This is a genomic window from Streptomyces sp. NPDC053541, assembly GCF_044544705.1.
GTDB lineage: Bacteria > Actinomycetota > Actinomycetes > Streptomycetales > Streptomycetaceae > Streptomyces.
On the sequence record NZ_JBITXM010000002.1, the window covers coordinates 51,318 to 71,320 of the forward strand.

The following is a 20,003-nucleotide window of genomic DNA, read 5'->3' on the forward strand; positions in this document are numbered from 1 at the left end:
ACCGCGCTCCCGCGCAGACCAGCCCTACTGAGGAGGAACGACAGCGTGACCTACGTCATCGCGCAGCCTTGTGTCGACGTCAAGGACAAGGCGTGCATCGAGGAGTGCCCCGTCGACTGCATCTACGAGGGCCAGCGGTCTTTGTACATCCACCCGGACGAATGCGTCGACTGTGGAGCCTGTGAGCCGGTCTGCCCGGTCGAGGCGATCTTCTACGAGGACGACACCCCGGAGGAGTGGAAGGACTACTACAAGGCGAACGTCGAGTTCTTCGACGAGCTCGGCTCGCCCGGTGGTGCTTCCAAGCTCGGCCTGATCGAGCGCGACCACCCCTTCATCGCCGCCCTGCCGCCGCAGAACGGCTGATCGACCGATCATCCCCGCTCGGTCCCGTACGGCCTCGCCGCTGTACGGGACCGATGTGTATCCGTACGTACGAGGAGCACAACCGTGAGCGCAGTCTCTTCGCGCCTGCCCGTCTTCCCCTGGGACAAGCTGGAGCCGTACAAGGCGACGGCCTCGGCCCACCCGGACGGCATCGTGGACCTGTCCGTGGGCACCCCGGTCGACCCCGTGCCGGCGGTGATCCAGGAGGCCCTGGTGGCGGCTGCGGACTCGCCCGGCTATCCCACGGTGTGGGGCACCCAGGCGCTGCGGGACGCGCTCACCGGCTGGTGCGGGCGGCGTCTGGGCGCGGTCGGCCTGACGGACCGGAACGTGCTGCCGGTGGTCGGCTCCAAGGAGCTGGTGGCCTGGCTGCCGACCCAGCTGGGGCTCGGCGCGGGGGACGTCGTCGCCTACCCGCGGCTCGCCTACCCGACGTACGAGGTCGGGGCGCGGCTGTGCGGCGCGACGCCGGTCGTCTACGACGACCCGACCGAGCTGGACCCGGCCGGGCTGAAGCTGCTGTGGCTCAACTCCCCGTCCAATCCGACCGGGAAGGTGCTCGGGAAGGACGAGCTGACCCGGATCGTGGCCTGGGCCCGCGAGCACGGCGTGCTGGTCTTCTCCGACGAGTGCTACCTGGAGCTCGGCTGGGAGGCCGACCCGGTCTCGGTGCTGCACCCGGACGTCTGCGGCGGCTCGTACGAGGGGATCGTCGCCGTCCACTCGCTGTCCAAGCGCTCCAACCTGGCGGGCTACCGCGCGGCCTTCGTCGCCGGTGACCCGGCGGTCCTCGGCGAGCTGCTGCTGATCCGCAAGCACGGCGGCATGATGACGGCCGCGCCGGTGCAGGCGGCGACGGTCGCCGCGCTCGGCGACGACGCGCACGTGGCGGAGCAGCGCGAGCGGTACGCGGCCCGGCGCACGGCGCTGCGGACGGCCCTGGAGGCGCACGGCTTCCGCATCGAGCACAGCGAGGCCAGCCTCTACCTGTGGGCGACCCGGGACGAGCCGTGCTGGGACACGGTGGCGTACCTCGCCGAGAAGGGCGTCCTGGTGGCGCCCGGCGACTTCTACGGCGAGGCCGGCGGACGGTTCGTGCGGGTGGCGTTCACCGCGACCGACGAACGGGTCGAGGCGGCCGTCAAGCGGCTCGGCTGATCGGCCCGGGACGCGCGAGTGAGGGCCCCGGGGGGCGGTGCTCCCCGGGGCCCTCACGTGTGCGGAGGCGGTGGTCAGCCGCCGATCGGCAGGCCGCCGATGAGGCCCGCGCCGGGCACGGCGCCGGTGTTCGGGACGGCCTCGCCCAGCGGGCCCGCCACGGGGGCCTGGGCGGTCTCGGTGGCCGCGCCCGCGGTCTTGCCGAGGGTGTCGCCGGTGGCCTTGCCGCCGGCCTCGCCGACGACGCCGGTGGCGGTCTGCGAGGCGGTGTCGACGACACCGCCGGCGCTCGCGGGGTCCACGGCGGTCACGCCGGACAGCGCCTCGGTGGGGGCGAGCCCCTGGGGCAGGGCGCTCGCGGTTCCGGCCGCACCGACCACGGGGGCTGCGCCGGCCGCGACGAGCAGGGCGGCGCGGGCGATCCGGCGGGTCAGGGGGAGGGACATGGTGCTCCTTCGGCGGAGGGACGACGAGGTCGATTACGCGCTGACAACCGGGCGTGGGGCGGGAGAGGTTGCGGAGGCCGAAGGTAAAGACTGGGCAATGCGTACGATTGTCGGGTGGGGAGGAAAGCGGACGAACACGTCACGGGACACCCCGGTGCCGAACCGTCACTTCCCTTGCGGCACAAGCCCCGTGCCGTGAGATGCCGCCCCGCCCGCACACCTCCGGGAAGACCTCCCGCGCCCCGGCCCCCATGACACGTCCGGGTGACACCCCGCACGCCTGCCCGCCCCCGCGGACGCCGCCTAGCGCGCCAGCGTGATCCGGACCGTCGAGCCGTCCGTGCCCCGCGAGCCGGCCGGCTCCCAGTCGCCCGAGCCGTCGTCCGCGACCCACATCCGGTCCCCGTACACGACCCGCGCGATGCGCAGGTCGTCCGCCCGGGCCACCGCCCACTGGGTCAGCTCCCAGCCGCGCTGCTCGCGGGCCCCGCGGGTCTCGCGCACCGGCACCGACAGCTCCACCGCCGGCACCCCGGCCGTGTTCGCGCCCGCGCCCGCCGCGCCCGCGCCGCCCGTGACCGCCTTCGGGGCGGTCTCCTCGCCGAAGGCGCGCACCAGCTCCGTCCGCACCCGCGACGGGTCGCCGGGCCGGCCCTCCGCCACGTCCGCCGTGCAGGTCAGCGCGGCCGGCGCGCGGCCGGTGAGCGCCGCCGAGAGCAGCGTGGCGTCCGGCTCGTGCTTCGCGTACGCCTGCGGGAAACCGCTGCGCTGCACCTTCTGCGCCGCCACCGTCAGCGGCAGCCGCGAATAGCCCGGAACCTTCTCCAGGCCCTCGTAGAACTTCCCCGCCGAGTACACCGGGTCGAGGATCTGCTCCGGCGTGCCCCAGCCCATCGACGGGCGCTGCTGGAACAGGCCGAGCGAGTCGCGGTCGCCGTGCTCGATGTTCCGCAGCGCCGACTCCTGGAGCGCCGTCGCCAGGGCGATCGTCACCGCGCGCTCCGGCAGCCCGCGGCTGCTGCCCACGGCCGCGATCGTCGCCGCGTTCGACGCCTGCTCCGGAGTGAACTCGTACCGGTTCGACCCGCTTCCGACCGTGCAGCGTGGCGCACCCTTACTCCCCGTGACGTAGTGCACCGTCACGTACGCGACCAGGCCGAGGAGCACGGCGAGACCCGCGACGACACGGGCGGCGCGGCCGCGTCGGGCGGGACGGGAGAGGAGGGTGGGCTCGGACACGCGCCCCACCGTACTGGAGGCCGAGTTAGGGTCGACACATGGCTGACACCGCTCCTTCGGAACCCGCTCCGGCGCCCGCGCTGGACCTCTCGCTCGACGGCGCCGCGCTGACCGCCGCCCTGGTCGACATCCCCTCCGTCAGCGGAAGCGAGCAGCCGCTCGCCGACGCGATCGAGCGCGCCCTGCGCGGCCTGCCGCACCTCACCGTCGACCGGCACGGCAACAACGTGGTGGCCCGCACCCACCTCGGCCGCCCCGAGCGCGTGGTCCTGGCCGGCCACATCGACACCGTCCCGATCGCCGACAACGTGCCCTCGCGCCTCGACGCCGACGGCGTCCTGTGGGGCTGCGGCACCTCCGACATGAAGTCGGGCGTCGCCGTCCAGCTGCGGATCGCCGCCACCGTGCCCGCGCCCAACCGCGACCTCACCTTCGTCTTCTACGACAACGAGGAGGTCGCCGCCCACCTCAACGGCCTCGGGAAGATCGCCGAGGCGCACCCCGACTGGCTCGCCGGCGACTTCGCCGTCCTCCTGGAGCCCTCCTTCGGCCAGGTCGAGGGCGGCTGCCAGGGCACCCTGCGGGTCAAGCTGCACACCACCGGAGAGCGGGCCCACTCCGCGCGCTCCTGGATGGGCTCCAACGCCATCCACGCAGCCGCCCCGATCCTGGCCCGGCTCGCCGTGTACGAGCCGCGCAAGCCGGTCATCGACGGCCTGCAGTACCACGAGGGCCTGAACGCGGTCGGCATCGAGGGCGGCGTCGCCACCAACGTCATCCCCGACGCGTGCGTGGTCACCGTCAACTACCGCTTCGCGCCGGACCTCTCCGTGGAACAGGCCCTCGCGCACGTCCACGAGGTCTTCGCGGACTGCGGCGTCAGCTCGATCGAGGTCGACGACGAGAGCCCCGGCGCGCTGCCGGGCCTCTCCCACCCGGCCGCCGCGGCCTTCATGAAGGCGGTCGGCGGCAGCGCCATGCCCAAGTTCGGCTGGACCGACGTCGCCCGCTTCAGCGCGCTCGGCGTCCCCGCCGTCAACTACGGGCCGGGCGACCCGCTCTACGCGCACAAGCGCGACGAGCACGTCCACGTCGAGCGGATCCACCACTGCGAAGGGCGCCTCCGCGACTGGCTGACGGAATGATTCCCGCAATTTCGCCTTTCGTCACCTCGGTGGACCTACCCTGACCGGACCGGAAGATCAACGCCGGTCGATCAGTGGAACGGTGAGAGGAGCAGGCCATGGGCGTACCCGAAGAGCCTTCGAAGCTCGAGGAGCAGCGGCTGGGACCGGTGGTCAGACGCCGCGACCAGGTCCAGCCGGGCACCACGGACCAGCGGCTGCTCGACACCGAGGGTGATTCCGAGTGGGTGCACACCGACCCGTGGCGGGTCATGCGGATCCAGTCCGAGTTCGTCGAGGGCTTCGGCGCCCTCGCCGAACTGCCCAGCGCCATCAGCGTCTTCGGCTCGGCCCGCACCAAGCCGGACTCGCCCGAGTACGAGGCGGGCGTCCGGCTCGGCCGGGCGCTGGCGCAGGCGGGCTTCGCGGTGATCACGGGCGGCGGCCCCGGCGCCATGGAGGCGGCCAACCGGGGCGCCCGCGAGGCCAAGGGCATCTCGGTCGGCCTCGGCATCGAGCTGCCCTTCGAGCAGGGCCTCAACCCGCACGTCGACATCGGCGTGAACTTCCGCTACTTCTTCGTCCGCAAGACGATGTTCGTGAAGTACGCGCAGGGCTTCGTGGTGCTGCCCGGCGGCCTCGGCACCCTCGACGAGCTCTTCGAGGCGCTGACCCTCGTCCAGACCCGCAAGGTCACCCGCTTCCCGATCGTGCTCTTCGGCTCCGCGTACTGGAAGGGCCTGGTCGACTGGCTGCGCGACTCGGTCGTCGCGGGCGGCAAGGCCTCGGAGCACGACCTGCTGCTGTTCCACGTCACGGACGACGTGGACGAGGCGGTCGCACTGGTCTCCAAGGAGGTCGGGCGCTAGCGCCCGGGAACGAGGGGGGCCGGGCCCGTGGGCCCGGCCCGGCCGTCACGCCAGGCCGCGGCGGGCGACGGCCGGCTCGCGGTGGCCCGCGATCGTCGCCACCATGTCGAGCACCTGCTTCGTCTCGGCGACCTCGTGCACCCGGTACACCCGCGCCCCCAGCCAGGCCGAGACGGCGGTGGTCGCGAGCGTCCCGAGCACCCGCTCCTTCACCGGACGGTCCAGGGTCTCGCCGACGAAGTCCTTGTTGGACAGCGAGACCAGCACCGGCCAGCCGGTCTCCGTCATCTCGCCCAGCCGCCGGGTCGCCTCCAGGCTGTGCCGGGTGTTCTTCCCGAAGTCGTGGCCCGGGTCGATCATGATCCCGTCCCGCCGCACGCCCAGCGCCACCGCCCGCTCCGCGAGCCCGACCGTGACCCGCAGGATGTCGGCCATCACGTCCTCGTACGCGACCCGGTGCGGCCGGGTCCGCGGCTCCGCGCCGCCCGCGTGCGTGCACACCAGGCCCGCGCCGTACCGCGCCGCCACCTCCGCGAGCCGCGGGTCGACCCCGCCCCACGCGTCGTTCAGCAGGTCCGCGCCGGCCTCGCAGACCGCCTCGCCGACGTCCGCCCGCCAGGTGTCCACGCTGATCACCACGTCCGGGTGGCGCCGCCGCACCTCGGCCACGAAACCGACCGTGCGCCGCGCCTCCTCCTCGGCCGTGACCTCCTCGCCGGGACCCGCCTTCACCCCGCCGATGTCGATGATCGCCGCGCCCTCGGCCACCGCCTGCTCGACCCGGGCCAGCGCCGGCTCGTCCCGGAAGGTGGCCCCCTGGTCGTAGAAGGAGTCCGGGGTCCGGTTCACGATCGCCATGATCACCGGCTCGTGCGGCCCGAATTCACGCCGTCCCAAGCGGAGCATCCCTTTTTGTCCTCCCTCGCGGACCTCGCCTGCATCGTCTGCGACCCTAACCGTCGGTGGCGCATGGCACGATCGGCACCGGACGTTTTCCACGCGGGGAAACACGCTCGGGAGAGGCGCGCAGGTGTTCTGGTTTCTGCTGATCACGATGGTCGTGGTCGTCGCGGCGGTCACCCTGGCGGTGGTCGGCGGCGGCGACAGCGAGGTGCTGCCCGACGTGGCGCCCCAGCAGCTGGTCGATCCGCTGCCCGCGAGCCGCCCGGCCGGCCAGGCCGACGTCGAGGCGCTGCGCCTGCCCGTCGCGCCCCGCGGCTACCGGATGGCGGACGTGGACGACGTCCTCGGCCGGCTCGGCGCCGAGCTCGCCGAGCGCGACGCCCGGATCGCCGAGCGGGACGCCCGCATCGCCCGGCTCGAAGCGGCCCTGGCCGGCGGCCGGGCCGACGGCGACGAGGCGGAGGACGCGTGAGCGGGGGCAGGGCGGTCCCGGGGCCCGACGGCCTGCTGCGCTGCCCCTGGGGCCTGTCCACCGAGGACTACGTGGCCTACCACGACGAGGAGTGGGGCCGCCCGGTGCACGGCGACGACGCGCTCTTCGAGCGCCTGTGCCTGGAGGCCTTCCAGTCCGGCCTTTCGTGGATCACGATCCTGCGCCGCCGGGAGGGCTTCCGGAAGGCCTTCGCGGGCTTCCGGATCGCCGAGGTGGCGCGGTTCACCGACACCGACCGGGAGCGGCTGCTCGCCGACGAGGGCATCATCCGCAACCGCGCCAAGATCGACGCCACCCTGGCCAACGCCAAGCTGCTGGCCGGCTGGGAGCCGGGCGAGCTCGACACGCTGATCTGGTCGCACGCGCCGGACCCGGCGACCCGCCCGGTCCCGGCCACGACCGCCGACGTCCCGGCGGTCACGGACGAGTCCACGGCCCTGTCCAAGGCACTGAAGAAGCGCGGCCTGCGCTTCGTCGGCCCGACCACGGCCTACGCGCTGATGCAGGCCTGCGGCCTGGTCGACGACCACGTCCAGGGCTGCACCGCCCGCGGCGCCGGCCGCCCGGCCGCGGCCGAGAAGGCCAAGAAGGCCGAGAAGACCGGGCCGGCCGGGAAGCCCCGCGGGGTCGTGGACTAGCGGCCGAGGTACGTCGGCTTCTCCTTCGCGATGAAGGCCTGCACCGCGATGGTGTGGTCCGCCGAGGCGCCCGCCCGGGTCTGGAGCTCGTCCTCCTTCTCCAGGGCCTCGGCGAGCGAGTGGTCGGCGCCGTAGGCCAGGGACTCCTTCAGGGCCGCGTAGGCGACCGTCGGGCCCTCGGCCAGCGTGCGGGCCACCTTCGCGGCCTCCTCCGCGAGCGCCTCCGGGGCGACCAGGCGGTTCACGATGCCCAGCTCGTACGCCTCCTGGGCGCTGATCGAGCGCGGGAAGAGCAGCAGGTCGGCGGCCCGGCTCGGGCCGATCAGCCGGGGCAGCGTCCAGGACATGCCCGAGTCGGCGGTGAGCGCCACGCCGGCGAAGGCGGTGTTGAAGGAGGCGGTGTCCGCGACCACCCGGTAGTCCGCCGCGAGCGCGAAGCCGAAGCCCGCGCCGGCCGCGACCCCGTTCACGGCCGCGACCACCGGCTTCGCCATCCCGGTGAGCGCCCGCACGATCGGGTTGTAGTGGTCCCGGACCGTGTTCATGGTGTTCCGGGTGCCGGACTCCTGGTCCTGGAGGAGCAGGCCCACGTGCTCCTTGAGGTCCTGGCCCACGCAGAACGCGCGCTCCCCGGCCGCGGTGAGCAGCACCGCCCGGACGGCCCCGTCGGCGGCCGCCGCCTCGGCCGCGTCGCGCAGCGCCACCTTGGCCGCCACGTTCATCGCGTTCATCGCCTCGGGGCGGTTGATCGTGATGGTGGCGAGCCCGTCGCTCACCTCGTACAGCACGGTGTCGGCCATCGGGATCCCTTCGCGTCTTCGCGTCTCTGACGCAGCTCAGCATGGCGGAGATCACGTGGCGCCCGCCCGGTCCGGGCGTGTGAGCTGCGTCAAAGAATCGTCCCTCGGGCGCCGACCGGCGGCGGCGAAGTATCGCAGGTGGACCGCCGAAATATGTGGCTTTGTGAAAGCGCGTTGCGGAAGCGATGCCACCTGATGTTGGTCATCGGGTCCTCTGATGCGGGATAATGACCGGGAAGCAATCGTGTTCGATGCTTGCGATGAGCTGGTTTCAGGAAGGGGAACGAGCATGGCGGCCATGAAGCCGCGGACGGGTGACGGCCCGCTCGAGGTGACCAAGGAGGGGCGGGGCATCGTCATGCGCGTTCCGCTCGAAGGCGGCGGCCGGCTCGTCGTCGAGCTGACCCCGGACGAGGCGAAGGCTCTCGGTGACGCCCTGAAGGACGTCGTCGGCTGACGCCCCCGTAGCGTTTTTCCCGCTTCTGCCCCGGTACGGTACCCACCGCACCGGGGCAGCGGTGTACCGGGGGTCGGTACGAGCCGGGCGGGGGCGCGGACCGGGTGGCGGGCACCCCGGGAGCGGGCCCCGGGCGCGGCGGCTCAGGCGCCGCGGCGGACCGCGCACAGCAGGCCGTCGCCCACCGGCAGCAGGGTCGGCAGCAGCTCGCGGCTCTCGCGCACGGTCCGCAGCAGCTCCCGTATCCGCTGCACCTCGGCCGGCTGGGCCGCCGAGTCCACCGTGCGCCCGTCGGCGAAGACGCCCTCGAAGCAGACCAGACCGCCCGGGCGCAGCAGGCGCAACGATTCAGCGAGGTAGTCCAGCAGCTCCAGTCGGTCGCCGTCGCAGAAGACGAGGTCGTATCCGCCGTCCGCGAGTCGCGGCAGCACGTCCAGCGCGCGGCCGGGGATGAACCGCGCCCGGTTGCCGGCGAAGCCCGCCGCGCGGAACGCCGCCTTCGCGTGCGCCTGCCGCTCCGGCTCCACGTCCACCGTGGTCAGCACCCCGTCCGGACGCATCCCGAGGAGCAGGTAGATCCCGGAGACCCCGGTGCCCGTGCCGATCTCCGCCACCGCCTTGGCGTCCGCCGTCGCGGCCAGCAGGCGCAGGGCGGCGCCGGTGCCCGAAGACACCGAGGGCAGCCCTGCCTCCCGGGCCCGGTCACGGGCCCAGCGCAGTGCTTCGTCCTCGGCGACATAGGCGTCGGCGAACGCCAAACTCGTCTGCCGGTTGGCGGTAATGGCCCTCTCCTGTCCCCGTCTTGGACGCCGTAGTCGACGATGGCGTCGACTGTATCCGCTGTGTGCGGGAACCCGCAGATGGGACCGCGCGTTCCTCCTGACGGGAAGCACGCGGGACGGCGACACGAGCCCGCCCCAAATTCGCGTAAAGATTCTTATCCGGAGCTAACGGGCGAGGTGGCTATGGTAGGGGCTCCACTGGACACCACCAGAGCCGACAGGGGAGGTGCGGCTGCGCCTGTGGATCGGAGAGGGGTGCTGCGGCGCCTCCTCGGGTCGGCGGGTGAGCCGAAATCCGTGACCGACACCGCTGACCGTTCCCGCACCGCCGACTCCGCACCCACCACCGCGACCTTCGCCCCGGATGCGGAATCGCAGGCGTGGACTCCGCCCTCCTGGGAGGAGATCGTCAGCACGCACAGCGCACGGGTCTACCGCCTCGCCTACCGTCTGACCGGCAATCAGCACGACGCCGAGGACCTCACGCAGGAGGTCTTCGTCCGGGTCTTCCGCTCCCTGTCCTCCTACACGCCGGGGACCTTCGAGGGCTGGCTGCACCGGATCACCACCAACCTCTTCCTGGACATGGTCCGCCGCAAGCAGCGGATCCGCTTCGACGCGCTCGCCGACGACGCCGCCGAGCGGCTGCCGAGCCGCGAGCCGTCCCCGCAGCAGGCGTTCAACGACACGCACTTCGACGCCGACGTGCAGCAGGCCCTGGACACCCTCGCGCCCGAGTTCCGCGCCGCCGTCGTGCTGTGCGACATCGAGGGCCTGTCGTACGAGGAGATCGCCGCGACCCTCGGCGTGAAGCTCGGCACCGTCCGCAGCCGCATCCACCGCGGCCGCAGCCACCTGCGCAAGGCGCTCAAGCACCGCTCGCCCGAGGCGCGCCAGGAGCGTGCCCTGGCCTCGGTCGGCTGGGAGGGCGGAACAGCGTGAGCGGCACCGGTCCGTCCGCGACCCCCGAGGAACAGCGACTCGCGGAACACCATCTCGGGGACCGGCTCGCCGCGCTCGTCGACGGCGAGCTCGGTCATGACGCCCGGGAGCGGGTCCTCGCCCACCTCGCCACCTGCGCGCGCTGCAAGGCCGAGGCCGACGCCCAGCGCTCCCTGAAGAACGTCTTCGCCTCCTCCGCGCCCCCGGCCCCCTCCGAGGGGCTGCTCGCGCGGCTCCAGGGGCTGCCGGGGGGGCCGCCTGACCAGGGGGGACCCTTCGACGAGCTGTTGCGGGGCGGCGGCGTCCGCGCCGACGGCTTCGCGACCGCCCGGCCGCTCGCCGTCGACACCGGATTCCCCATCCACCAGGTCGGCGACCGCACCGCGGGACGGGGCCGGCGCTTCGCCTTCGCGGCGGCCAGCGCGGTCTCCTTCGCGGCCATCGCGCTGAGCAGCACCCTGTCGATCGACGCCCCGCGCGGCGGCCAGGGCACCGGCAGCAACGTCACGCCGCTGCGGGCGCCCGCGACCTTCGCGTCCGGCTCGCGCCGCGAGGAGGCGACCCCGGAGGCCGCGCCCCCGACGGTCATCCCGGCCCGGCTCGAACTGGCCCCGTTCGTCCGCCCGATGAGCCCGGCGCTCCGGCTCTCCTACGCCCCGGCCGTGCCCGGCGCCTCCCCGTCGCCGACCCCGGCCCCCGGGCCCTCCCATCCCTGACCCGCGACCTGGTTGAATCCAACCTGGTTGAATCCAGGGGCAGGGGCGCGCCGCCCGGCGACACGGGCGGCGCGGACAGGGATCCGTTGCGGGGAGAGCATGAAGAACGGGAAGCCGACGTGGTGGAGCCGGCCGTCGACGAGCACGCCGACGGACCCCGTCGCACCGCCCGGGGCAGCGGACGACGCCGACTTCACCCTCGCCGCCCCGGCGGCCCCGCCCGCCGAACCGGCCCCCGCTCCGGAGCCGGCCCCGCCTGCTGAGCCCGTGCCCGCACCTGCCCAGGACGCCCCGCCGGTCCCGGAGCCGGCGCCCGCACCGGAGCCTGTGGCCCCCGCGACCGCGCCCGAGCCGGCCGCCGCCGCGCCCGTGGCGGCCGCCCCGGAACCCGCACCGGTCCCGGCGCCCGCGCCCGAGCCCGTACCGCATCAGGCGCCGCAGCAGCCGCTGCACGCCCCCGACCCGTACCGGACGCCGCCCTACGGCGAGCCGGGCCCCTGGGCGCCCGCGCCCCCGGTCCAGCCGCCCGCGCCCGTGGGGGTGCCCCTGGCCGCCCCGGCCCCCGCTCCGGTCCCGGCCCCAGGGCCGGCCCCGCTGCCCGCGTACGACCCCTGGAGCGCCCAGCCGCTCGCCGTCGAGGACAAGGCGCCCCGCAGGCCCCGGCGCGGTCTCGCGCTGCTCGGCGCGCTCGCCTTCGCGCTGGTCACCGGCGTGGTCGGCGGCGGCGTCGGCGCGTACGTCGAGCGCAACGGCGGCCTCGGCACCGTCGAGCTGCCGCAGGCCGCCCCCGGCGACACCGGCCGCGCGCCCGGCAGCGTCGCCGGGATCGCCGCCAGCGCCCTGCCCAGCGTCGTCACCATCCACGTCAGCGGCGGCGGCTCCTCCGGCACCGGCACCGGCTTCGTCCTCGACACCCGCGGGCACATCCTCACCAACAACCACGTGGTGGACGCGGCGGCCTCCTCCGGCGAGATCTCCGTCACCTTCAGCAACGGCGAGTCGGCCCGCGCCAAGCTGATCGGCCGCGACACCGGCTACGACCTGGCCGTGATCCAGGTGCGCGGGGTCTCCGGCCTCAAGCCGCTCGCGCTCGGCAACTCCGACAGCGTCCGGGTCGGCGACCCGGTCGTCGCCATCGGCGCCCCCTTCGACCTGTCCAACACGGTCACCTCCGGCATCATCAGCGCCAAGGAGCGGCCCATCACCGCCGGCGGCGAGAAGGGCGACGGCAGCGACGTCAGCTACGTCGACGCCCTGCAGACCGACGCGCCGATAAACCCCGGCAACTCCGGCGGCCCGCTGGTCGACTCCAGCGGCCGGGTCATCGGCATCAACAGCGCCATCCGCGCCGCGGGCAACGGCTCCGGCGGCGAGGGCGGCGGCCAGTCCGGCTCCATCGGCCTCGGCTTCGCCATCCCCATCAACCAGGGCAAGCGGGTCGCCGAGGAGCTCATCAACACCGGCAAGGCCACCCACCCCGTGATCGGCGTCAGCCTCGACATGGCCTTCGCGGGCGACGGCGCCCGGGTCGGCGACAAGGGCAAGGGCGGCACCGCCTCGGTCACCGCCGGCGGCCCCGCCGACCGGGCCGGCATCCGCCCCGGCGACATCATCACCAAGGTCGACGGCCAGCGCGTCCACAGCGGCGAGGAACTCATCGTGAAGATCCGTTCCCACCGCCCCGGCGACACGCTGCGGCTGACCCTGACCCGCGACGGCAAAGAGCAGACAAAGACCTTGACCCTGGGCTCCTCCACGGGCACCTGACGGGCCGCCCCGTCGCCATGTGGAGGACACCGCCCGGTACCCGCCGGACAGTTTCGGCGGGTACCGTGGAGCGGGCCGCCCGGGACCGGCGAGAAGGAGCTACAGGGTGTTCAGCGACATAGGCGCACTCGAGCTGGTGACGCTCGTGGTGCTCGCCGTGCTCATCTTCGGGCCCGACAAGCTGCCCAAGGTGATCCAGGACGTCTCGCGCTTCATCCGCAAGGTCCGCGAGTTCTCGGACAGCGCCAAGGCCGACATCCGCAGCGAGCTGGGCCCGGAGTTCAAGGACTTCGAGTTCGAGGACCTCAACCCCAAGACCTTCATCCGCAAGCAGCTCGCGGAGAACGAGGACCTCAAGGAGCTCCAGGAGCTCCGCTCGACCTTCGACCTCAAGAAGGAGATGAACGAGGTCGCGGACGCCGTCCACGGCCGCGAGTCCGCTCCCGCCGCGGTCAACGGCAGCAAGCCCGACCTGCTCAAGAAGCAGGACAAGCCGGACGGTCCCGAGCGTCCTCCGTACGACTACGACGCCACCTGACCGGAGCTGACGCGCCGTTCCCACCGGCCGTGACGACGCCCTGTCACCGGACCGGTGCGTCCCGGTGGCTATCCTCCCTCTGTTGACAGAACGAGGAGGCGGCCGAGATGAAGACGACGAGTCGGGTGGAAGCCGACGGCTTTCTGCGCGCACCCTTCGCCTGGTACGGGCTCGACGAGGCGTTCACCGGACCGCGCCGGCTGATGCAGATCGGCACGGCGGCGGACGGCACCGTGCAGCACGGCTCCCTGGGCCACGGCGACGAGCCGTCGATAAAGTCCGAGGCCGGTGGCGCGGAGAAGGAGCGCTTCGCGGTCGTCGTGACCGTCGCCGCCCACCCCGTGCGCCGCACCGGCGACGGCACCGGCGTCCTGGACGCCACCACGGTCTCCTCGGCGGCCTGGCTGGCCGGCTCCGGCCTGCTCGCCCACACCTGGCCCGCCCAGTTGGACCACGCGCTGCGCGACAACTGGCTGGACCAGCAGACGGAGACCGCCTTCGAGCTCGCCGACGACCTCGAAGGACCCGCCTGGGCCACCCTCTCGCTGCCCGTGGACGGCGTCCCGGTGCCCTTCCACTACCGCGAGTCCGAGTTCGGCTGGGTGCTCGCCGGCTCGGCGGAGGGCGTCCACATCGGCGCGTACGGGCGGGGCATGAGCGCCTACGGGCTCGGCTTCGCGCGGGTCAAGGACCTGGGCGCGTACGCCTGACGGAGCCGTACGCCGGGGCCGAGACGGATACGACGCCCAGGCTGGTACGACGAAGGGCGCCCCGCGGCTCGCGGGGCGCCCTTCCCGGTGTCCTGGCGCGGGACCCGGGGGTCAGAACTTGTTGCGCGGGGTGATGCCCAGGCTCATGCCGGACAGGCCGCGCTGCCGGCCGCCCAGCTTGCCCGCGATGGTGCGCAGGGCCGAGCCGGCCGGGGAGTCCGGGTCGGCCAGGACGACCGGCTTGCCGTCGTCGCCGCCCTCGCGCAGGCGCACGTCGATCGGGATCGAGCCGAGCACCGGGACGGTCGCGCCGGTGGTCTTGGTCAGGCCGTCGGCGACCAGCTGGCCGCCGCCCGTGCCGAACACGTCGACCATCTCGTCGCAGTGCGGACACGGCAGGCCCGCCATGTTCTCGACCACGCCGACGATCTTCTGGTGGGTCTGCACGGCGATCGCGCCGGCCCGCTCGGCGACCTCGGCCGCCGCCTGCTGCGGGGTGGTGACGACCAGGATCTCCGCGTTCGGCACCAGCTGGGCCACGGAGATCGCGATGTCGCCGGTGCCCGGCGGCAGGTCGAGCAGCAGGACGTCCAGGTCGCCCCAGTACACGTCCGCGAGGAACTGCTGGAGCGCGCGGTGCAGCATCGGGCCGCGCCACACCACCGGCGCGTTGCCCGGGGTGAACATGCCGATCGAGATGACCTTCACGCCGTTCGCCGACGGCGGCATGATCATGTTCTCGACCTGGGTCGGGCTGCCGTCCACGCCCAGCATGCGGGGCACGCTGTGGCCGTAGATGTCGGCGTCCACGACACCGACCTTGAGCCCGTCGGCGGCCATCGCCGCGGCCAGGTTGACCGTCACCGAGGACTTGCCGACGCCGCCCTTGCCGGACGCCACCGCGTAGACCCGGGTCAGCGAGCCCGGCTTGGCGAACGGGACCTCGCGCTCGGCCGTCGTGCCGCGCAGCGCCGCCGCCAGCTCCTTGCGCTGGGCGTCGCTCATCACGTCCAGGGAGACGTCGACGCCGCTGACGCCTTCGACCCGGGAGACCGCGTCCGTGACGCGCTGGACGATCGTCTCGCGCATCGGGCAGCCGGAGACGGTGAGGTAGACCGTGACGGCGACCCTGCCGTCCGCACCGATCTCCACCGACTTGACCATGCCGAGCTCAGTGATCGGCTTGTTGATCTCCGGGTCGTTCACCGTCGCCAGTGCTTCGCGCACCGCGTCTTCCGTAGCCATAGAAGAGATGGTACGGCGCCGACCACCGGCTCATGAAAGGCCTGTCAACGGTCGGGAACGTCACTTCCCCGCGGGCCGCCGTCCGGGAATAGATCGCGCCGCTCCCCGTCCCGGTGCTCCAGCTCCTTCAGCAGGTCCTGGAGCTCCGAGCGCATCCAGTCGCGGGTGGCGACCTCGCCGAGGCCCATCCGCAGCGCCGCGATCTCCCGGGTCAGGTACTCGGTGTCGGCGATCGAGCGCTCGTTCTGCTTGCGGTCCTGCTCCAGGTTGACCCGGTCCCGGTCGTCCTGCCGGTTCTGCGCGAGCAGGATCAGCGGCGCCGCGTACGAGGCCTGCAGCGACAGCATCAGGGTGAGGAAGATGAACGGGTACTTGTCGAAGCGCAGCCCCTCCGGCGCCGACACGTTCCACACCACCCAAGCGATGATGATCACCGTCATCCAGACGATGAACCGCCCCGTCCCCAGGAACCGCGCGATCCGCTCCGACAGGCGCCCGAAGGCCTCGGGGTCGTACTCCGGAAGCAGCCGGGCGCGCCGCAGCCGCGGCTGGTCGAGCCGGATCCGGGGCAGCGCCCGCTCCCGGTCCCGGTCCCGCTCGCGGTCCCGCTCCTGCGCGCGGTCAGCCACCGGACACCCCCTCCTCGTGGAACTCGGTCTCCCGCCAGTCGTCCGGCAGCAGGTGGTCGAGCACGTCGTCCACGGTCACCGCGCCGAGCAGCGAGCCGCTCTCGTCCACCACCGGCGCGGCCACCAGGTTGTACGCGGCGAAGTAGCTGGTCATCGCGGGCAGCTGGGTGTCCGGGCCGAGCGGCGGCAGGTCGCTGTCCACCAGCGAGCCGACCAGCGTGAACGGCGGGTCCCGCAGCAGCCGCTGGAAGTGCACGGTGCCCAGGTACTTGCCGGTCGGGGTCTCGTCCGGCGGCCGGCACACGTACACCTGCGCGGCGAGCGCGGGGGAGAGGTCCTGCTGGCGCACCCGGGCGAGCGCGTCGGCGACCGTCGCGTCCGGCCGCAGCACGATCGGCTCGGTGGTCATCAGACCGCCCGCGGTCCGCTCCTCGTACGCCATCAGCCGGCGCACGTCCGCGGCGTCGTCCGGCTGCATCAGGGTGAGCAGGCGTTCCTTCTCGTCCTCCGGCAGCTCGTTGAGCAGGTCGGCCGCGTCGTCCGGGTCCATCGCCTCCAGGACGTCGGCGGCCCGCTCGTCCTTCAGCTTGCCCAGGATCTCGATCTGGTCGTCCTCCGGCAGCTCCTCCAGGACGTCGGCGAGCCGGTCGTCGTCGAGCGCCGCGGCCACCTCGGCGCGCCGCTTGGGGGAGAGGTGGTGCAGCGCGTTGGCGAGGTCGGCGGGGCGCAGCTTCTCGAAGGTGGCGACCAGGTTCTCGGCGCCCTGTCCGTGCTCCTCCAGGGAGAAGCCGGTGACCGCGGACCAGTCGAGGGTGAGCGTCTCGCCCCTGCGGCGCAGCGCCCCGCCCTTGCCGCGGCGCACGAAGACCTTGTCGATCTCCCAGTCTCGGCGGGCCGGCAGCTGCTGGATCGCCACGTCGAGGACGGTGACCTCCTCGCCGGTCTCCACCAGCGTCACCCGCCGGTCGAGCAGCTCGCCGAGGACCAGGCGCTCGGTGGGCCGCTGCTCGAAGCGCCGCATGTTGACCACGCCGGTGGTGATGACCTGACCGGACTCGACGCCGGTGATCCGGGTCATCGGCACGAAGACCCGGCGCCGGGACAGCACCTCGACGACCATGCCGAGCAGCCGGGGCGGCCGGCGGCCCACCCGCAGCATCGCCACCAGATCGCTGACCCGCCCCACCTGGTCGCCCACGGGGTCGAAGACCGGGACTCCGGCCAGATGGGAGACGAAGACCCGGGGGGCGCCTGCCGCCATGCCACGCGCCTCCTCGGTGCCGCACGATTCGGGTCGGTCCGTGACCGCTCGTCCCGCTTGCCGGGTTCAGGCTAGCCCGTGCCGGACGGTGCCGCTTCGGCAGGGCGGCCGTCCGGCTGCCTGCGGGGCGGGTGCCCGGCCCGGGTACGCTGCGGGTCTGCCGTCCCCACCGGCTCCGGATCCCACCGCCCGTCCCCCACCCTCACGAGAGGTGCCCAGGTGACCGTGCTCCGTCCGACCTCGCGCGTCCGCGGGGCCGCCCTTCCGCTCGCGCTCTCCGTGGGCCTGATGACGGCGCTCGGCGCCTGCGCGGCCGACCCGGACGAGGGCACCAACGGCGTCGGGCGGCTCGACGCCACGGCGATCGAGCAGAAGGCCCGGACGGCGGCCGACGGGGCCAGGGCGGTGCGCCTGTCCGGCACGCTGGTGAGCAAGGGCGGCACGTACAAGCTGAACATGCGCCTCAAGCAGAACGGCGCGACCGGCTCGGTGACCACGAAGAACAGCACCTTCGAGCTGCTGCGGGTCGGCGACGCGCTCTATCTGAAGGCGGACGCCGGCTTCTGGGAGCACGAGGACGACGGGGAGGGCGGCAAGGACGGCGCCTCCTCCGCCCCGTCGGGCTCCGGGGACGACGCCGGTTCGGAGGCCGCCGACACGCTTGAGGACAAGTACGTGAAGGTGCCCGAGGACGACCCCTCGTACAAGCAGCTGCGCGGCTTCACCGACATGAACCTGCTGCTCGACGGTCTGATCGGGCTGCACGGCGAGCTCGTCAAGGGCGACCACGACAAGATCGGCGGCACGCGCACCATCAACGTGCGCGGCGGCGAGGACGCCGTGGGCGGCTCCCTCGACGTGTCCCTGGAGGGCACCCCGTTCCCGCTGCGCTTCGCCCGCGGCGGCGGCGCGGGCGTGGTGATCCTCTCCGAATGGGACAAGGACTTCCCGCTGGCCGAACCGGAGAAGGGCCAGACCCTCGACTACGGCAAGCAGCTGCCCCGCACCTAGCCGGGACTGCCCGGACGGTCAGGCCCGGCGGCGCTTGCGCTTCAGGAGCAGCTTCGGCAGGCCCGCCGGGACCGGCCGGCGGGTGATGCCCGGGGACGGCAGCGGTACGGCGGCCAGCGAGCCGTCCGGCAGCTCGGTGGTCGCGGTGCACGGTTCGAGCCGGACCACCCGGCACTCGCGGGCCCAGCGCTCCGGCATCGCCTCGCCGTCGGGCGCGTTCAGGCGCTTGCCCTTCAGCTCGGCGACGGCCGCGTCCCACTCCTCCGTACCGGCCGGCAGCTCGCGCACGGCGGCGGTCCAGGCGACGATCCGGCCGCCCTTGTCCTTGCTGCGCACGGTGACCTCGGCGGTGCCGCCGTCGGCCAGGCCCGGCAGCGGCTGCTCGCCCGGCCCGTCGCCGACGACGAGCGCGGCGCCCTCGTGCCACACGTGCCACAGCGCGCGGGCCGCCGGGGCCGCGCCCCGCACCCAGACGAGGCCGGACTTCTTGGTGGCCTCCTCGACGAGGAACAACTCTTCGGTCATGGGCCGAAGCCTATCGAGCGGCCGGACGGCTACAGCCAGCCGTTCCGCTTGAGGGTGCGGTGGATGGCGAAGCAGATGACGGCGATGCCGCCGAGCACCATCGGGTAGCCGTACCTCCAGTGCAGCTCCGGCATGTGGTCGAAGTTCATGCCGTAGACCCCGCAGACCGCCGTCGGGACGGCGACGATCGCCGCCCACGAGGTGATCTTGCGCATGTCCTCGTTCTGCGCGACGGTCGCCTGCGCCAGATTGGCCTGGAGGATCGAGTTGAGCAGCTCGTCGAAGCCGACGACCTGCTCCTGGACCCGGGCCAGGTGGTCGGCCACGTCCCGGAAGTACTTCTGGATGTCGGGGTCCACGAGCCGCATCGGGCGCTCGCTCAGCAGCTGCAGCGGGCGCAGCAGCGGGGTGACGGCCCGCTTGAACTCCAGCACCTCGCGCTTGAGCTGGTAGATCCGCCCGGTGTCGGCGCCCCGGGTGGAGCCCTTGGCGGCCGGCGAGAAGACGTCGATCTCCAGCTGGTCGATGTCCAGCTCGACGGCGTCGGCGACCGCGATGTAGCCGTCGACCACGTGGTCGGCGATGGCGTGCAGCACCGAGGACGGGCCCTTGGCGAGCAGCTCCGGCTCGCCCTGGAGGCGGTGCCGGAGGTTGCGCAGGGAGCCCTGGCCGCCGTGCCGGACGGTGATGACGAAGTCGGGGCCGGTGAAGACCATCACCTCGCCGGTCTCCACGACCTCGCTGGTGGCGGTGAGTTCGGCGTGCTCGACGTAGTGGATCGTCTTGAAGACGGTGAAGAGCGTGTCGTCGTACCGCTCCAGCTTGGGCCGCTGGTGGGCGTGCACGGCGTCCTCGACGGCCAGCGGGTGCAGCCCGAACTCCGCGGCGATACCGGCGAATTCGGCCTCGGTCGGCTCGTGCAGGCCGATCCACGCGAAGCCGCCGCTCTCCCGCACCTGGCGCATCGCGCCGCGCGGGGTGAGGCAGTCGCTGTCGTCGATCCGCCGCCCCTCGCGGTAGACGGCGCAGTCCACGACGGCGCTCGCGGCCGTGGGGTCGCGCGTGGCGTCGTAGTTGGCGTACGGCGATGCGGTGGCCGTGGCGGTCTTGCGCAGCGGGTGCAGCAGGGACGGACGGACGGCGGCGCGCAGGTCACGGATCATCGACATGGGCGTGCTCCTTCACGGAGAGGCCGTCGGCGAACGTGGCACAGCCCGGAATGAGGACGTGGAGCTACGTCGTCCACAAAGCGGGCGGCACCGGCGGATCGCGGTGACGGCGTTCGCTACAGACAGGGAGGCAAGGGGTGCTCTTCCGTCGTGCGCGCTGCCGGAGAGGAGGGATCCGTCACGGCCGGGAGGCT

The 20,003-nt window shown here is 73.2% G+C and carries 23 protein-coding genes; 13 read left to right on the plus strand and 10 right to left on the minus strand.

The window, feature by feature from the left end; translation table 11 throughout:
• Window positions 1-45 precede the first annotated feature (45 nt).
• Together fdxA and ACIGW2_RS04360 are read left to right on the plus strand one after the other, a co-directional pair.
• Window positions 46-366, plus strand: a complete 321-nt coding sequence (gene fdxA, locus ACIGW2_RS04355; protein WP_010474859.1) for a ferredoxin — start codon at window positions 46-48, stop codon at window positions 364-366.
• A gap of 84 nt (window positions 367-450) precedes the next feature.
• Window positions 451-1,545 (plus strand): bifunctional succinyldiaminopimelate transaminase/glutamate-prephenate aminotransferase, encoded by a 1,095-nt coding sequence (locus ACIGW2_RS04360; RefSeq protein ID WP_399841000.1) that lies wholly within the window; start codon window positions 451-453, stop codon window positions 1,543-1,545.
• Window positions 1,546-1,619: 74 nt separating this feature from the next.
• Here ACIGW2_RS04360 and ACIGW2_RS04365 read toward each other — a convergent pair whose 3' ends face one another.
• Window positions 1,620-1,991: an ATP-binding protein gene (locus ACIGW2_RS04365; protein WP_391656251.1), complete on the minus strand. Its 372-nt coding sequence runs from the start codon at window positions 1,989-1,991 to the stop codon at window positions 1,620-1,622.
• A 303-nt stretch (window positions 1,992-2,294) separates the two neighbouring features.
• Window positions 2,295-3,230, minus strand: coding sequence for a hypothetical protein (locus ACIGW2_RS04370; protein WP_399841002.1), 936 nt, complete (start codon window positions 3,228-3,230; stop codon window positions 2,295-2,297).
• A 38-nt stretch (window positions 3,231-3,268) separates the two neighbouring features.
• On the opposite strand from ACIGW2_RS04370, the gene dapE reads away from it, so the two are divergent.
• A complete protein-coding gene (gene dapE, locus ACIGW2_RS04375) occupies window positions 3,269-4,375 on the plus strand; it encodes a succinyl-diaminopimelate desuccinylase (protein WP_399841004.1) in 1,107 nt (368 codons plus the stop codon).
• A gap of 98 nt (window positions 4,376-4,473) precedes the next feature.
• Entirely contained in the window at window positions 4,474-5,223 is a 750-nt protein-coding gene (locus ACIGW2_RS04380; protein ID WP_361590019.1) for a TIGR00730 family Rossman fold protein, read from the plus strand.
• Between the two features lie 45 nt (window positions 5,224-5,268).
• Here ACIGW2_RS04380 and folP read toward each other — a convergent pair whose 3' ends face one another.
• Entirely contained in the window at window positions 5,269-6,129 is an 861-nt protein-coding gene (gene folP / locus ACIGW2_RS04385; protein ID WP_356074849.1) for a dihydropteroate synthase, read from the minus strand.
• Between the two features lie 124 nt (window positions 6,130-6,253).
• On the opposite strand from folP, the gene ACIGW2_RS04390 reads away from it, so the two are divergent.
• Both ACIGW2_RS04390 and tag read left to right on the plus strand, forming a co-directional pair.
• Window positions 6,254-6,598 (plus strand): DivIVA domain-containing protein, encoded by a 345-nt coding sequence (locus ACIGW2_RS04390; protein WP_391656248.1) that lies wholly within the window; start codon window positions 6,254-6,256, stop codon window positions 6,596-6,598.
• Window positions 6,595-7,257, plus strand: a complete 663-nt coding sequence (gene tag, locus ACIGW2_RS04395; protein ID WP_391656247.1) for a DNA-3-methyladenine glycosylase I — start codon at window positions 6,595-6,597, stop codon at window positions 7,255-7,257. Before ACIGW2_RS04390 ends, tag begins: the two co-directional genes overlap by 4 nt.
• On the opposite strand, the gene ACIGW2_RS04400 is transcribed toward tag, so the two are convergent.
• Window positions 7,254-8,057, minus strand: a complete 804-nt coding sequence (locus ACIGW2_RS04400) for an enoyl-CoA hydratase/isomerase family protein (protein ID WP_391656246.1) — start codon at window positions 8,055-8,057, stop codon at window positions 7,254-7,256. The two genes, tag and ACIGW2_RS04400, sit on opposite strands and share 4 nt — an antisense overlap.
• Before the next feature lie 289 nt (window positions 8,058-8,346).
• On the opposite strand from ACIGW2_RS04400, the gene ACIGW2_RS04405 reads away from it, so the two are divergent.
• Window positions 8,347-8,514: a DUF3117 domain-containing protein gene (locus ACIGW2_RS04405; RefSeq protein WP_205628308.1), complete on the plus strand. Its 168-nt coding sequence runs from the start codon at window positions 8,347-8,349 to the stop codon at window positions 8,512-8,514.
• Window positions 8,515-8,657: 143 nt separating this feature from the next.
• Here ACIGW2_RS04405 and ACIGW2_RS04410 read toward each other — a convergent pair whose 3' ends face one another.
• Window positions 8,658-9,272 (minus strand): class I SAM-dependent methyltransferase, encoded by a 615-nt coding sequence (locus tag ACIGW2_RS04410; protein WP_265866657.1) that lies wholly within the window; start codon window positions 9,270-9,272, stop codon window positions 8,658-8,660.
• Between the two features lie 207 nt (window positions 9,273-9,479).
• Here ACIGW2_RS04410 and sigE point away from each other — a divergent pair, with 207 nt between their 5' ends.
• The 5 genes from sigE (at window position 9,480) to ACIGW2_RS04435 (ending at window position 13,969) form a co-directional block, all read left to right on the plus strand.
• Window positions 9,480-10,238, plus strand: coding sequence for an RNA polymerase sigma factor SigE (gene sigE, locus ACIGW2_RS04415; RefSeq protein ID WP_399841008.1), 759 nt, complete (start codon window positions 9,480-9,482; stop codon window positions 10,236-10,238).
• A complete protein-coding gene (locus ACIGW2_RS04420) occupies window positions 10,235-10,954 on the plus strand; it encodes an anti-sigma factor family protein (RefSeq protein ID WP_391656244.1) in 720 nt (239 codons plus the stop codon). The genes sigE and ACIGW2_RS04420 overlap by 4 nt, the downstream gene beginning before the upstream one ends.
• 99 nt (window positions 10,955-11,053) lie before the next feature.
• Window positions 11,054-12,721 carry a S1C family serine protease gene (locus ACIGW2_RS04425; RefSeq protein ID WP_391656243.1) on the plus strand — a complete coding sequence of 556 codons (1,668 nt, stop codon included), beginning with the start codon at window positions 11,054-11,056 and terminating at the stop codon, window positions 12,719-12,721.
• A 106-nt stretch (window positions 12,722-12,827) separates the two neighbouring features.
• Window positions 12,828-13,259, plus strand: a complete 432-nt coding sequence (locus tag ACIGW2_RS04430; RefSeq protein ID WP_361579177.1) for a sec-independent translocase — start codon at window positions 12,828-12,830, stop codon at window positions 13,257-13,259.
• A gap of 107 nt (window positions 13,260-13,366) precedes the next feature.
• Window positions 13,367-13,969 carry a hypothetical protein gene (locus ACIGW2_RS04435; RefSeq protein ID WP_361579179.1) on the plus strand — a complete coding sequence of 201 codons (603 nt, stop codon included), beginning with the start codon at window positions 13,367-13,369 and terminating at the stop codon, window positions 13,967-13,969.
• Between the two features lie 111 nt (window positions 13,970-14,080).
• Here the strand turns inward: ACIGW2_RS04435 and ACIGW2_RS04440 are convergent, their stop codons facing one another.
• The 3 genes from ACIGW2_RS04440 to ACIGW2_RS04450 are packed head-to-tail and all read right to left on the minus strand — an operon-like array spanning window position 14,081 to window position 17,104.
• A complete protein-coding gene (locus ACIGW2_RS04440; protein ID WP_361579181.1) occupies window positions 14,081-15,214 on the minus strand; it encodes an Mrp/NBP35 family ATP-binding protein in 1,134 nt (377 codons plus the stop codon).
• Window positions 15,215-15,258: 44 nt separating this feature from the next.
• A complete protein-coding gene (locus tag ACIGW2_RS04445) occupies window positions 15,259-15,843 on the minus strand; it encodes a DUF1003 domain-containing protein (RefSeq protein ID WP_399841012.1) in 585 nt (194 codons plus the stop codon).
• Window positions 15,836-17,104, minus strand: coding sequence for a magnesium transporter MgtE N-terminal domain-containing protein (locus ACIGW2_RS04450; protein ID WP_361579183.1), 1,269 nt, complete (start codon window positions 17,102-17,104; stop codon window positions 15,836-15,838). The genes ACIGW2_RS04445 and ACIGW2_RS04450 overlap by 8 nt, the downstream gene beginning before the upstream one ends.
• Before the next feature lie 219 nt (window positions 17,105-17,323).
• On the opposite strand from ACIGW2_RS04450, the gene ACIGW2_RS04455 reads away from it, so the two are divergent.
• Window positions 17,324-18,115 carry a hypothetical protein gene (locus tag ACIGW2_RS04455; protein WP_361579185.1) on the plus strand — a complete coding sequence of 264 codons (792 nt, stop codon included), beginning with the start codon at window positions 17,324-17,326 and terminating at the stop codon, window positions 18,113-18,115.
• Window positions 18,116-18,133: 18 nt separating this feature from the next.
• Here the strand turns inward: ACIGW2_RS04455 and ACIGW2_RS04460 are convergent, their stop codons facing one another.
• On the minus strand, window positions 18,134-18,640 hold the full coding sequence (locus tag ACIGW2_RS04460; RefSeq protein ID WP_399841016.1) for a hypothetical protein: 507 nt from the start codon (window positions 18,638-18,640) through the stop codon (window positions 18,134-18,136).
• 29 nt (window positions 18,641-18,669) lie between these two features.
• A complete protein-coding gene (locus tag ACIGW2_RS04465; RefSeq protein ID WP_391656241.1) occupies window positions 18,670-19,809 on the minus strand; it encodes a magnesium and cobalt transport protein CorA in 1,140 nt (379 codons plus the stop codon).
• Window positions 19,810-20,003 lie beyond the last annotated feature (194 nt).